The sequence below is a fragment of the Bordetella genomosp. 11 genome, from assembly GCF_002261215.1.
Classification (GTDB): Bacteria; Pseudomonadota; Gammaproteobacteria; order Burkholderiales; family Burkholderiaceae_B; genus Bordetella_C.
Genome location: NZ_NEVS01000004.1, coordinates 3774010 through 3786492 on the forward strand (window position 1 = coordinate 3774010; position 12483 = coordinate 3786492).

The 12483-nt window shown below is 67.4% G+C and carries 12 protein-coding genes; 5 read left to right on the top strand and 7 right to left on the bottom strand.

The features are described 5' to 3' along the window. The first annotated feature begins 13 nt into the window (after positions 1 to 13). The 5 genes from hydA to CAL28_RS24615 all read left to right on the top strand — a co-directional run bounded on the left by hydA (position 14) and on the right by CAL28_RS24615 (position 4827). Complete coding sequence (gene hydA / locus CAL28_RS24595; RefSeq protein ID WP_094843764.1) at positions 14 to 1489, top strand: dihydropyrimidinase; 1476 nt, start codon at positions 14 to 16, stop codon at positions 1487 to 1489. A 54-nt stretch (positions 1490 to 1543) separates the two neighbouring features. Beyond that, positions 1544 to 2401, top strand: a complete 858-nt coding sequence (locus CAL28_RS24600; RefSeq protein WP_094843765.1) for a transporter substrate-binding domain-containing protein — start codon at positions 1544 to 1546, stop codon at positions 2399 to 2401. 143 nt (positions 2402 to 2544) lie between these two features. Next, positions 2545 to 3315, top strand: a complete 771-nt coding sequence (locus tag CAL28_RS24605) for an amino acid ABC transporter ATP-binding protein (RefSeq protein ID WP_094843766.1) — start codon at positions 2545 to 2547, stop codon at positions 3313 to 3315. 81 nt (positions 3316 to 3396) lie between these two features. Continuing rightward, complete coding sequence (locus CAL28_RS24610; protein WP_176464098.1) at positions 3397 to 4074, top strand: amino acid ABC transporter permease; 678 nt, start codon at positions 3397 to 3399, stop codon at positions 4072 to 4074. Between the two features lie 78 nt (positions 4075 to 4152). Continuing rightward, positions 4153 to 4827, top strand: coding sequence for an amino acid ABC transporter permease (locus tag CAL28_RS24615; RefSeq protein ID WP_094843767.1), 675 nt, complete (start codon positions 4153 to 4155; stop codon positions 4825 to 4827). 44 nt (positions 4828 to 4871) lie between these two features. Here the strand turns inward: CAL28_RS24615 and CAL28_RS24620 are convergent, their stop codons facing one another. The 7 genes from CAL28_RS24620 to CAL28_RS24650 all read right to left on the bottom strand — a co-directional run bounded on the left by CAL28_RS24620 (position 4872) and on the right by CAL28_RS24650 (position 12389). Continuing rightward, positions 4872 to 5801 (bottom strand): SMP-30/gluconolactonase/LRE family protein, encoded by a 930-nt coding sequence (locus tag CAL28_RS24620; RefSeq protein ID WP_094843768.1) that lies wholly within the window; start codon positions 5799 to 5801, stop codon positions 4872 to 4874. 57 nt (positions 5802 to 5858) lie between these two features. Continuing rightward, a complete protein-coding gene (locus CAL28_RS24625) occupies positions 5859 to 6965 on the bottom strand; it encodes a mandelate racemase/muconate lactonizing enzyme family protein (RefSeq protein WP_094843769.1) in 1107 nt (368 codons plus the stop codon). Positions 6966 to 7103: 138 nt separating this feature from the next. Then, on the bottom strand, positions 7104 to 7958 hold the full coding sequence (locus tag CAL28_RS24630; protein ID WP_094843770.1) for a citryl-CoA lyase: 855 nt from the start codon (positions 7956 to 7958) through the stop codon (positions 7104 to 7106). A 63-nt stretch (positions 7959 to 8021) separates the two neighbouring features. Beyond that, entirely contained in the window at positions 8022 to 9221 is a 1200-nt protein-coding gene (locus tag CAL28_RS24635; protein ID WP_094843771.1) for a CaiB/BaiF CoA transferase family protein, read from the bottom strand. Between the two features lie 74 nt (positions 9222 to 9295). After that, entirely contained in the window at positions 9296 to 10270 is a 975-nt protein-coding gene (locus CAL28_RS24640; RefSeq protein WP_254926219.1) for a Bug family tripartite tricarboxylate transporter substrate binding protein, read from the bottom strand. A gap of 135 nt (positions 10271 to 10405) precedes the next feature. Beyond that, positions 10406 to 11389 (bottom strand): Bug family tripartite tricarboxylate transporter substrate binding protein, encoded by a 984-nt coding sequence (locus CAL28_RS24645; protein WP_094843772.1) that lies wholly within the window; start codon positions 11387 to 11389, stop codon positions 10406 to 10408. A 139-nt stretch (positions 11390 to 11528) separates the two neighbouring features. Next, the gene (locus CAL28_RS24650; RefSeq protein ID WP_176464099.1) at positions 11529 to 12389 is read right to left on the bottom strand and encodes an enoyl-CoA hydratase/isomerase family protein; all 861 of its coding nucleotides are present in this window, start codon (positions 12387 to 12389) and stop codon (positions 11529 to 11531) included. Between the last annotated feature and the right edge of the window lie 94 nt (positions 12390 to 12483).

Consider the following 12483-nt stretch of genomic DNA (forward strand, 5'->3'; position numbering starts at 1 on the left):
AGGAATCACACCCATGGCCACATCCGCCGAATTCGACCTGACCATACGGAACGGGCGCATCAGCACCGCGTCCGACACCTTTCATGCCGATATCGGCGTGCGCGACGGCATCATCGCGGCGGTCGCGCGCGACCTGCCGCCCGGGCGCGAGGACATCGACGCGGGCGGACGCTGGGTACTGCCCGGCGGCATCGACAGCCACTGCCACGTCGAGCAGCTGTCCGGCATGGGCGTCATGTGCGCCGACGACTTCTACAGCGCCACGGTGTCGGCGGCCTTCGGCGGCACCACCACCATCATCCCCTTCGCCGCCCAGCATCGCGGCAACGCCCTGCCGGAAGTCGTCGCCGACTATCACCGCCGCGCCGCCGAAAAAGCCGTGATCGACTACGGCTTCCACCTGATCCTGTCGGACCCCACCGAACACGCGCTCCAGCACGATCTGCCCGCGCTTATCCGCGACGGCATCACCTCGTTCAAGGTCTATATGACCTACGAACGGCTGAAGATCGACGACTACCAGTTGCTGGACGTCCTGGAAGTCGCGGACCGCGAGGGCGCGCTGGTCATGGTCCACGCCGAAAACAACGACATGATCCGCTGGATCGCGCGCCGGCTGGTGGACCGCGGCATGACCGCGCCCAAGTATCACGCCGTCGCGCACGACCCCATCGCCGAAAGCGAAGCGACCCATCGCGCCGTCGCGCTGGCCCGCCTGATGGACGTGCCCCTGCTGATCGTGCACGTCGCCGGCCTGGAAGCGGTGCGCGTGGTGCATTCCTCGCAGGCCCTCGGCCTGCCCATCCTCGCGGAAAGCTGCCCCCAGTACCTGTTCCTTACGCAGGAGGACCTCGACCGCGACGGACTGGAAGGCGCCAAGTACTGCTGCAGCCCGCCGCCGCGCGACGCGGCGTCGCAGGAGGCGGTCTGGGCCGGACTGCTGGACGGCACCCTGCAAATGTATTCGTCCGACCATGCCCCCTACCGGTTCGATGCCAGCGGCAAGCTGCCCAAGGGCGATCAAACCACCTTCAAGGACATGGCCAATGGCGTGCCGGGCCTGGAGCTGCGCATGCCGCTGCTGTTTTCCGAAGGCGTGCTGACGGGACGCATGACCATAGAACGTTTCGTCGCCGTGACCTCCGCCAATCACGCCCGCACCTATGGCCTGTATCCGCGCAAGGGCACGATCGCCGTCGGCGCCGATGCCGATATCGCGGTCTGGAATCCCGACCGCGAAGTGCACGTCACCGCCGGCATGCTGCACGACCAGGTCGGCTACACGCCCTATGAAGGACGCACGCTGCGCGGCTGGCCTGAAATCGTGACCAGCGGCGGCCGCATCGTGGTGCGCGACGGCACCCTGCACGCCGCGCGCGGCAGCGGCCGCTTCCTGCGCCGCGGCACGCCGGAACCGGTGCTGCGCCAGCGCCTGAACGGCAATCCCAACAGCATCATGCGCAAGGTCTTCGCCCAGGGCGCCGATTAACGGCGCCAGGGGTCTATACACAAGCTCCATACCCCCTCATCGAGGACCTGTTCCATGACACGCACCCGACTTCGCCTATCGCTTGCCGCCCGCCTGGGCGGTTTACTGCTCTCCGCCTGCGCGGCCACGGCCTGGGGCGCCCAGCCCCTGGTCACGGGCGTGGACGCCACCTTCGCGCCGCACGCGATGCCCAAGCTGGGCGGCGGCCTGCAAGGCTTCAACATCGACCTGGGCGAAGCCCTGGCCAAGCAATTGGGGACCACCGTGCGCATCGAAGGCACGGAATACTCCGCGTTGATTCCCGGCCTGAACGCGAAGAAGTACGACTTCGTGCTGGCCCCGACCACGGCCACCCCGGAACGCGCCAAATCGCTGCTGTTTTCCGAAGGCTATCTGAACACGGACTACACCTTCCTGGTCGCCCGCGGCAAGCCGGACATTACCGGCCTGCAGGACCTCAAGGGCAAGACCCTGGCGGTCAACAAGGGCTCGGCCTATGAAAGCTGGGCGCACGACAACGCGGAAAAATACGGCTTCAAGTACGACGTATACGCCACCAACGCCGATGCGGTGCAGGCCGTGCAGTCGGGCCGCGCCGATGCCAACCTGGCGGGCAACACCGTCAGCGCCTGGGCGGCCAAGCAGAATCCCGCCGTCAAGACTACCTACACCATCCAGACCGGCCTGGTCTGGGCCCTGGCCTTCCGCAAAGACGACAAGGCCGGCCGCGACCGCATCTCCACCGCCCTGAAATGCCTGAAGCAAAACGGCACGGTGTCGAAGTTGGCGCAGAAGTGGTTCGGCTTCACGCCGGCGCCCGGATCGGCCGCCGCCACGGTGGGCGTCGGCCAGGGCGTGCCGGGCCTGGAAGGCTACGACCCCACGCCCGTCAAGCTTCAATGCCAGGGATGAAGGGTTCATTCCCGAATCGCCGCGCGCTGCCCCGCTCGAAGGGCGGCGGCGCTGGCGACGCGGCGGCGCCGGATGCGCGGCCCCGCTCCGGCGGCACCTGTTTCTTGCGACGCGCATGATGTGTCGCGCAATGGATTACTGATATGGAACGTCCCATCCTGCGGATCGTCGGCCTGCACAAGTCCTATGGTGCGAACGCCGTCCTGAAAGGCATCGACCTGGAGGTGCGCCGCGGCGAACTGGTTTTCGTGATCGGGCCGTCGGGTTCCGGCAAAAGCAGCCTGCTGCGCTGCTGCAACCAGCTGGAAACGGCCAGCGCCGGGCAGATCGTGGTGGACGGGGACGAAATCACCGCCCATGGGGCCGACCTGAACCGCATCCGGCAGAACATCGGCATGGTGTTCCAGCAATTCAACCTGTACCGCCACATGACGGTGCTGGGCAATGTCACCCTGGCCCTGCGCAAGGTGCAGAAGCTGGACCGCGCGGAAGCGAACCGGCGTGGCCTGGAGGCACTGCGCCGGGTAGGCCTGGCCGAGCGTGGCGATGCCTATCCGGACCAGTTGTCGGGCGGCCAGCAACAGCGCGTCGGCATCGCCCGCGCCCTGGCGCTGCGCCCCAGGATCGTGCTGTTCGACGAGCCCACCAGCGCCCTGGATCCCGAATTGGTGGGCGAGGTGTTGAATGTCATGCGCGAACTCAAGCGCGACGGCATGACCATGGTCGTGGTCAGCCACGAAATGGCCTTTGCCCGCGCCGCCGCCGACCGCGTCATCTTCATGGACGGCGGCGTGATCGTGGAGCAAGGCCCGCCCGAACAGGTTTTCGGGGCGCCCACCCATCCCCGCACGCGCAGCTTTCTGTCGCACCTCTCCGATCCCGGCGGCCACGGCACCGAAGCGCGGGTTGCCTGAAGGTCCGACGCACGCACCGCTTATGAAAATACCGCCCACGCAAGCGCTCGCGATGCCGGCGCCTTCCATGGAGGCGCCGCCATGGATCTGAAAGCGCTCGCCTTCTCGTTCTTCAATGCCGACGTCGCGTGGCGATACCTGCCCGAGATCCTGGCCGGCATGTGGGTCACGCTGCAGCTCGGCGTCGCCGTGGCGATCAGCGGACTCGCGCTGGGTTTTGTCCTGGCCATGCTGCGCGCGCTGCACCTGCGCGCGCTGAACGCCGCGATCATCTGCTTCGCCGATATCCTGCGCGCCCTGCCGCCGCTGGTGGTCATCATGGTGCTGTTCTTCGCCTTTCCCTATATCGACCTGTCGATGTCGGCCTTCACCGCCACCTGGCTGTCGCTGACGCTGGTGCTGGCCGCCTTCGCGGAGGAAATCTTCTGGGCCGGCATCCTGTCCGTGCCGCGCGGCCAGGCCGAAGCGGCGCGCGCCACCGGCCTGGGATGGCTGCAGACCATGATCCACGTCGTCATGCCCCAGGCCGCGCGGCTGACCGTCGCGCCCCTGACCAACCGGGTGATCGCCATCACCAAAAGCACGGCGCTGGGATCGGTGGTCGGATTGAGCGAAGTCCTGAACAACGCGCAGTCGGCCAGCAGCAACGCCGGCAACGCCACGCCATTGACGCTGGGCGCCATCGCCTGCCTGGCGATCTTCATTCCCGTCGTGCTGTTGGGACGATGGGTGGAAACGCGCTTTCGCTGGAAACGATAGGGCTGTCCGGCCGCGGCCCCGCCCAGCCGGACGTCGAACGGGGCTCGCATGAATACGCACACAGGTAAGTCATAAACCATGGACCAGTTGCTGCAGAACTTCTTCAACCTGGACATCTACCGCAGCGTCGCTCCCTACCTGCTGCAGGGGCTGGTCCAAACGCTGCTGCTTTCCGCCATCGTGATCCCGGTCGGGCTGGCATCGGGCCTGGCGATAGGCGTTCTATCCATCACGCTGAAGCGGCGCTGGACACGCTTCCTGCTCGCCGCCTATATCGACTTCTTCCGGGCCTTGCCGCCCCTGGTCCTGCTGATCTTCATCTACTTCGGCGCGCCCTTCCTGGGCCTGGATCTGCCCAAGTTGCTGGCCGTGGCCATCGGCTTCATGTTGAACAATTCGTCCTACTACGGCGAAGTGTTCCGGGCCGGCCTGGAAAGCGTGCCGCGCGGCCAGGTCGAAGCCGCGCGATCGACCGGCCTGAGCGCCGCGCAGACGCTCTGGCACGTGCAAATCCCGCAGGCGGCGCGCAGCGTCATGCCGGACCTGATCAGCAATACGCTGGAAGTCGTCAAGCTGACCACGCTGGCCAGCGCCGTCGCGCTGCCGGAACTGCTGCGCGTCGCACGCGATGCGCAGTCCCTGGTGTACAACCCATCGCCCATCGTATTGGCCGCGCTGTTCTACCTGGCGCTGCTATGGCCGGTCGTGCGCTTGCTCAGCCGCCTGGAGCACCGGCATATCGCGTCGCGCTGAATATCCGCGACGGCGCCCGACGCGGATGGTCGGGCCGTCGTCCTTCAGCGTGGGGCGGCGTGCGAAAACAGGCCCACACCCGCCGCGGGCAACTCGGCCTCCAGCACGGTTCCGCTGGCCGATTCGGTCATGACCAGGCGCGCGGTGCCGGGCCGGTAGGCAATGTTGGTGACGGTGCCGCCCATGGGGCTGCGGATGAAATGCGTGATGTCGCCGTTCGGTTCGACCAGGAAGGCGCCGCCCAGGCTGGCATGCGCCACGACCAGGCGGCCGTCCGCATCCACCGCCAAGCCGTCCGGCCCGCTGGTGCCGAAGAATGTCCGGAACGCCCCCACCTTGGATAGCGAACCGTCCGCCAGCAGCGGGCCGCGCCATACCGAATTGCCGCGCGTTACCGCCGTGTAGAGAAAGGCCTCGTTGCGGTCCAGGGCGATGCCGTTCGGGCTGGGCACGTTATCCAGCAGCCGGTCCAGCTTGCCTGATGGCGCCAGGCGATAGACGCGTCCGGTGGGATCATGCAGCCCCGTCTGCCCTTGGTCCGTGAAATACAGATTGCCGGCTGCGTCGAAGGTCAGGTCGTTGGGCCCTTTGAAGCCTTCCGAATTCCGGTGTCCCAGCGGCGTGTCGAGCGTGCCGGTCCGCGGATCCAGCCGCACGATGCCGCGCCGGTAGTCTGCGATCCACAGCGAACCATCCGCATGGATCGCGATGCCGTTCGGCCAACCGTCGTATTCGGCCACCAGCGTCCAGTCCAGCGCCGGGCTGATGCGGAAAATCCGTCCATACGGAATATCCGTGACATACAGATTGCCGTCGCGATCGAAGGCCGGCCCTTCCAGGAAGCAGTCGACGAGATGGCCTGGCTTGTTGGCCGCGGCCCACGGGTTATCGCGCGCGTCCCGGAAGCGGTCCGGCAGCCGCGTCAAGGGACGGGCCTCGATGACTACCGGGGGCGTAAAGGTCATGTTCCACATATCGGTTCTCGTCTATCGGATTTCAGGCACCGTACGCCCTCGCGAGGGCGCCGGACGTCATGCAGTCAGCCGCTTCTCCACGGCGCGGTCCAGTTCCAGGCCCCATCCCGGCCCGTCCGGCAGCTTCAACCGACCATTGGCGATCGCCAGCCGGTTGGCGACCAGCGCGTGGTACAGCGGATCGCGATCCGGCTGCATCACTTCCACGCCCACGCCATTGGGCACCGAGGCGGCCAGCATCGCGCCGACCTGCGGCTCCAGGTGCGACAGCACCCCCACGCCATAGGTATGCGCCACCGCCGCCACCTTGCGCCAGGCGGTCGGCCCGCCGCCCCAGCTAGGATCGTAGTTGCAGATATCGATCGCGCCGGCGGCCATCAGCTCGCGGCAGCCCGCCGCGCTGATCTCGCTTTGTCCCGCGCAGATCGGGATGGGGACCGTGCGGCGCAGGCGCGCCAGGTCCTGCCGGTCGTTGGACCAGTAGCAGGGTTCTTCCAACCAGAAGATATCCAGCGGCTCGACCAGCCGCGCGAAGGCCAGGGCCTGTTCGTAGCTCCATCCCTGGTTCGGATCCGGCATCAACTTGAAACCAGGCCCGGCGCCATCGCGCGCCGCCCGCACGCGTTCGGCGTCGGCCTGCGGCGACAAGGCACCCACCTTCAGCTTGCAGCCGGCGAATCCCTGGTCGCGCAGGGCGGCCATTTCACGCGCGACGGCGCCCAGGTCGTCCTCGGCGCGGTAATAGCCGCCCATCGCGTAGGCCGCGACGTCGTCGCTGTAGCCGCCCCACAGCTTGTGCAGCGGTACGTTCAGCGCCTTGCCGACGGCATCCCAGAGCGCGGCGTCGATGCAGGCGATGGCGCGGATCGCCAGGCGCCGATCGCGCAGGATGTCGCGCGTGGCGGGCTGCATGGCCTGCCAGCAGGACTCCACCAGGAATGCATCGCGGCCGGCCAGCACCGGCGCCAGCTCGTCGCGGATCAGGCGCAGGATCTCTGCCTGGCCGGTATCCTCGTTATTGCCGAAGCATTCGCCCACCACGCCCTGGTCCGTGTACACGCGCGTCAGCACCGTGCAGCGGTGGGTGATCAGGGCGGTGGCCGCCTTCAAGGGACGCGCCAGCGGCATCCGCAGGGGTATGGCTTCGATACGTTCTATGCGCATTGCTGCTCCTGGAATCAAGGGAGATGCCGTTGCGAGGCAATCGCGGCAGCCCGGACGCCCCGGCGCGGCCCGCGCCGCGACGGCGGAACCGCGAGGCCCGCGCCATGGCGCTGCCGCCGAGGCAAGGCACGCGCCGGATCAGGACTGGCCCGTCTCGCGGTTCTGCGGCGGCACCGGACGCGGCGGGTGTCCCTCGTACAAGGGAATGTACTGCCGTGGAATCGGTCCCTTGTTGCGGCCGCCCTGGCGTGTCTGCTCCCAGGCGTGCGCCAGGATGCCCACCGACCGCGACAGGCAGAACAGGCCGCGCGCCAGCGGGGCCGGGAAACCCAGCTCCGCATAGATCACGGCGGTGGCGCCATCGATATTCATCGGGATGGTGCGACCCTTGCGCGCCGCCAGCTCGGCCTCGACGGCGCGCGCGATGGCCGCGTACTGGCCGCTCACCTCGCCCGCCCGCGCAGCCTCGTCCACCAGCGCCAGCAGGCGCGGCGCGCGCGGATCGATGGGATGGAAGCGATGGCCGAAGCCGGAAACGAACTTCCCGTGATTCTCGATGTAGGTGTCGAGCGCCCCTTGCACCGCGGCCTCTTGCGACGCACCCTCACGCATGCGGGAGGCGGCGTCCTCGTACAGCCCGACCGCCTGCTCGCCCGCGCCGCCGTGCACGTCGCCCAGCACATTCACCGCCGACGCCATGGCATTGTTCAAGCCCACCCCGCAGGTCGCCGCCATGCGTGCGATGGCAATGCTGGGTGCCTGCGGCCCGTGATCCACGCCGGCCATCAAGGCGGCGTCCAGCAGTCTGCCCTGGCCCGGCGTCGGCAGCTCGCCGCGCAGCATCAGCCACGCCATCTGCGCGAAGCCCACATTGCCGATCAGATCCTCGATGGCGTAGCCGTGATAACGGATCACCCCCGGCCGCATGTCGGTGATTTCCGTATGCCACCACTTGCGGCTTTCCAGTCCTTCGTCCTTTCCGCTTTCGCTCATATCGCACCTTGTCCAGTCATTGCATCGGCGCCCGCCGCGCGCGGCGCCGTCCCTGCGCGGAGCTCATACCGCGCCCTGCTCCCTCAACCGCCGTATCTCGTCGGGGCCATACCCCAGATGCGCCAGGAGTTCGTCGTTGTGCTCGCCCAGCATGGGCGGTGGATGGTCAACGGCCGGCGCCGCGCCGTCCAGCTTGAAGCCGGTGCGCACCACCCGCACATCGCGCCCCACGCCGGGAACGTCCGGAAACGTCGCGACCATGCCGCGGTCGCGAACCTGCGGATGCGCCAGTGCCTGTTCCACCGTATACACGGGACCCGACGGTACGCCGGCCTGCGTCAGCAGCGGCCACCAATCCTGCGCCGCGCGTGCCCCCAGCGCCGATTCGAGCTCCGTCTTCAGCGCGTAGCGGTTGCGCAGGCGCGCATGGCGCTCGGCGTAGTCCGGATGCGTGGCCAGATCCTCGCGCCCCACCACCCGGCACAGCGCCTCGAACTGTTCCTGCTTGTTGGCGGCGATGTTCAGCAGCCCCTCGCCCGTGCGGAAGGTGCCCGAAGGACTCGCCGTGATGTTCTCGTTGCCCATGGGGCCCGGCGCGCGTCCGGCCACCAGGTAGTTCGACACCGCCCATCCCATCGTCGCCATCGTGGCCTCCAGCATGGAGACGTCGATAAAGCGGCCGTGCGGACGCGGCTTTTCCGCCAGCGCGGCGGCCACCGCGAACGCCGCGGTCATGCCCCCTATGGTATCGGCGATCGGATAGCCGACGCGATAAGGCGCGGTCTCGGGATCGCCCGTGATGCTCATCACGCCGGACATGCCCTGGATGATCTGGTCATAGGCCGGATAGTCCTTCAAAGGGCCATCCTGGCCGAAGCCGGAAATCGCGCAGTACACCAGGTCGGGCCGGTGTTCGCGCAGGACCTCGAAGTCCAGGCCCAGCCGCTTCATCACGCCCGGACGAAAATTCTCTACCAGCACATCGGCGCCGCGCACCAGTCGCAGGAAGACCTCCTTGCCGGCCGCGTGCTTCAGGTTCACGGATATCGACCGCTTGCCCGCGTTCTGCGCCAGGAAGGAAACCCCCATATGGGCCTTGTTCAATTCCGGATCGGCGCCCAGCTGGCGCGCCAGATCGCCGCTGCCCGGCGTTTCCACCTTGATGACGTCGGCGCCCATGTGCGCCAGTTGATGACAGCAGAACGGTCCGGCCAGCACGTTGGTCAAATCCAGTACGCGTATGCCTGCCAGGGGCTTGGACATGTGGTGTTTCCTCTATACGATGCAATGGCCGCGGCCCCCATGCAGGGTGCATGGGGCCGCGCCATCCTTCACGACTATTCCGGCTTGATCCCGGCCTTTTCCATCACGGCATGCCAGCGGGCGATTTCGTCGGTGACCAGCTTGGCTGCCTGCTCCGGCGTACTGCCGACCGGCTCCAGCGCCAGCTCCTTCAATTGCGCGCGCATATCCGGGCTTTGCAGCGACTTCACCATCGCGGCGTTCAACTTGTCGATGACCGGCCGCGGCGTTCCCGCCGGCGCGGCGAAGCCCACCCAGAACTGCATATTCATGCCGGGCAGCCCGACCTCCTTGGCATCCGGCACGTCGGGCAAGGCATCGATACGATGGTCGCTGGCGACCATCAACGCGCGCAGCTTGCCGGCGCGGATCTGCGCCAGCGCGGTCGGCACGGAGGTGATCATCGCCTGCACGCGGCCGGCCAGCAGGTCCTGCATGGCGGCGCCCGCGCCACGGAAGGGAATGTGCGACATCTTCACGCCGGCCAGGCTGTTGAAGAGTTCGCCACCCAGATGGGTATTGGTGCCCACGCCGCCCGAACCGAAGAAGTACTTGTCGGGATGCGCCTTCACCAATGCAATGAACTCCTGCACCGTCTTGGCGGGCACCGACGGATGCACCACCAGCACGTGCGGCACCTGGACCAGCGTGGTGATGTTCGTGAAGGCCGTCTTCGGATCGTAAGGCAGCTTCTGGATCAGGCTGGCCGCGATGGCGTACGACATCTCCTGGGTCAACAGGGTATAGCCATCCGGCGCCGAACGCGCCGCACCGCCCCAGCCGATGACGCCGCCTCCACCCGTGCGGTTCTCCACCACGACGGAGGTATTCAATTCCTGGCCCAGCGCCTTGGCTTCCAGCCGCGCCACCAGATCGGTGGACCCGCCCACGCTGAAGGGCACGATGATGTTGATGGGGTGGCTGGGGTAATCGTCCGCCGCCGATGCGGCGCCCGCCAGGCAGATCGCCAGCATGGCGCCGAACATGCGGCTGATCCAGGGGTATTTCATGATGTCTCCTTATTGACTCACAACTCGGTTATCCGGGCATCCAGCAGATACATCGGGCACTCCGCGCAGGCCGGGCCGCCGCTGCAGGTTCGCGCGCTGCCGCGCGGCGATCGAAGCGGCGAGCGGCCCGCGCGTTCATTCCATCTTCGTGCCGGAATCGTGTACCGCGCGGCCCCAGCGCTCGTACTCGCTCGCCATGAACCTGGCGGCGTCCGCGACGCTGCCGCCCAACGTCACGCTGCCTTCGGCGGCGAAGCGGGTTTGCGTCAGCGACTGCTTCAGGGCGTCGTTGGCGGCGCGGTTCAGGCTATCCACGATCGCCGCCGGGGTGCCGCGCGGGGCGACGAGGGCTTTCCAGTCTTCCGCCTCGAAACCGGGGTAGCCCGATTCGGCGATGGTGGGTACATCCTTGGCCACGGGCAGCCGCTTGCCCGAGGTCACGGCCACCGCGTGCAACTTGCCCGACTGCATCAGCGGCAACACGCTGGCCGGCGTACCGAAGTACAAATCCACCTGCCCGCCCGCCAGGTCCGCCAGCGCGCGCGCCGCGCCCGGATAAGGCACATGGAAGATCTTGATTCCCGCCTGCTTGGCGAACATCTCGCCCGCCAGATGGCCGACCGTACCGATGCCCGCCGATGCCATATTCAGTTTGCCGGGGTTGGCCTTGGCCGCCTCGACCAGGCTTTTCAGCGTGCTGTTCGGAGAGCCCTCGCGCACCACCAGGATCATCGGCTGGCCCGACACCAGGGCGATGGGCGCGAAGTCCTTGCGCGCGTCATAAGGCATGGTCTTGTACAGCGACGGATTGATGGCCAGGTTGGACGTCTGTCCCATGCCGATGGTCATGCCGTCCGGATTGGCATGCGACAACAGCCCCAGGCCAATATTGCCGCCGGCGCCGGGGCGGTTTTCCACCACGATATTCCAGCCCGTCAGTTGCGTCATGGCCTGCGCGATCGTGCGCGACGACGCGTCGGTGCCGCCGCCCGGCGGAAAGGGCACGATCAGCGTGATCGGGCCGGACGGGTATTTGGACTGCGCGCGCGCCATCCCGGGCAGGGACAGCAGTGGCGCTGCCGCCATGCCGGCAAGCAGTGTGCGGCGTTGTGGGTTCATGGTGTCTCCTTGATGGACGGTCTGGTTATCGATGCAAGTGGCCGGAATACGGCCGAGGGATGACTTCAACACAGAAGAATGGCTTCGGCCCGCGAGCTGGCCATGCACGGCAAAGGCGCGATAGGTCGCATACGGGGCTTCATTCCCGGCCCTGGCGCGCGCGAATGGCGGCGTTCACCGCCTGCCCGTAGCGCATGGCGCCCTCCCAGTCGGACACCCGGGACGGCACGTGGTCCAGCGATTTCTTGGTCTCTTCGAGCGCGGCCACATCGAAACCCGCGATACGCGCGGCAAGTTCGGCGGCGCGGGCCTGCAGCGCGGCGGCCGGGACGACCTCGTTGATCATTCCCCAGCGTTCCGCCGTACGGGCATCGATACGTTCCGCGGTCAACAGCATCCAGGCGACCCGCTTGCGCGGCCACGACAGCATGCCGGTAGGCCCCGCGGCGCCGGCATAGGCCGACGACGCCAGTTCCGGGCACCCCAGCCACGCATCGTCCGCGGCGATGGCCAGGTCGCAAGAGTTCACCAGCGTCATGCCGCCGCCCAGCGCCATGCCATTGATGGCGGCGATGAATACGGCCGGATGCCGGCGTATCGCCATATTGACGGCGATCCATTCCTCGCCCGAGGTGTCGCGCAAGCCGGCGGCGCGCTCGTTGGCGCGCTCCTTCAGGTCCAGCCCGGCGCAGAAGCTGGCGCCGGATCCCGTCAGTACGATGCAGCGCGCCTGGCCCTGAAGAGAATCGAAGGCGCGCAGCAAGGCAATGCGCGTGCGGCGATCCAGCGCATTGCGCTTGGCCTCGCGCGCGATGCGGATGACGGCCCAGTCGCCGTTGCGCTCGACGATCACGTTCGCGCAGGCGGCGGAGCTCGCGATGGCGCCTGCGGTATCGACGGAATCGCTGGCATCGCTAGCGGCGGCATCGCCGGCATCCGCGGGCGACGGCTGACCGTCAGCGGACGCGGCAGCCGATGGCTTATTCGGGCTTGTCTCCATTGATTTCATTAGATAGAATGCCGTTCTATCTATGATGAACGCGCCGTTAGCGGATGTCAATCCGGGGCCCCGCTCGCCCTTCCCGCTCGCCCGC

Bases quoted from the DNA above. Each gene is read 5' to 3' on its own strand.
- hydA (WP_094843764.1), top strand. From the start codon at position 14: ATGGCCACATCCGCCGAATTCGACCTGACCATACGGAACGGGCGCATC.
- CAL28_RS24600 (WP_094843765.1), top strand. From the start codon at position 1,544: ATGACACGCACCCGACTTCGCCTATCGCTTGCCGCCCGCCTGGGCGGT.
- CAL28_RS24605 (WP_094843766.1), top strand. From the start codon at position 2,545: ATGGAACGTCCCATCCTGCGGATCGTCGGCCTGCACAAGTCCTATGGT.
- CAL28_RS24610 (WP_176464098.1), top strand. From the start codon at position 3,397: ATGGATCTGAAAGCGCTCGCCTTCTCGTTCTTCAATGCCGACGTCGCG.
- CAL28_RS24615 (WP_094843767.1), top strand. From the start codon at position 4,153: ATGGACCAGTTGCTGCAGAACTTCTTCAACCTGGACATCTACCGCAGC.
- CAL28_RS24620 (WP_094843768.1), bottom strand. From the start codon at position 5,801: ATGTGGAACATGACCTTTACGCCCCCGGTAGTCATCGAGGCCCGTCCC.
- CAL28_RS24625 (WP_094843769.1), bottom strand. From the start codon at position 6,965: ATGCGCATAGAACGTATCGAAGCCATACCCCTGCGGATGCCGCTGGCG.
- CAL28_RS24630 (WP_094843770.1), bottom strand. From the start codon at position 7,958: ATGAGCGAAAGCGGAAAGGACGAAGGACTGGAAAGCCGCAAGTGGTGG.
- CAL28_RS24635 (WP_094843771.1), bottom strand. From the start codon at position 9,221: ATGTCCAAGCCCCTGGCAGGCATACGCGTACTGGATTTGACCAACGTG.
- CAL28_RS24640 (WP_254926219.1), bottom strand. From the start codon at position 10,270: ATGAAATACCCCTGGATCAGCCGCATGTTCGGCGCCATGCTGGCGATC.
- CAL28_RS24645 (WP_094843772.1), bottom strand. From the start codon at position 11,389: ATGAACCCACAACGCCGCACACTGCTTGCCGGCATGGCGGCAGCGCCA.
- CAL28_RS24650 (WP_176464099.1), bottom strand. From the start codon at position 12,389: ATGGAGACAAGCCCGAATAAGCCATCGGCTGCCGCGTCCGCTGACGGT.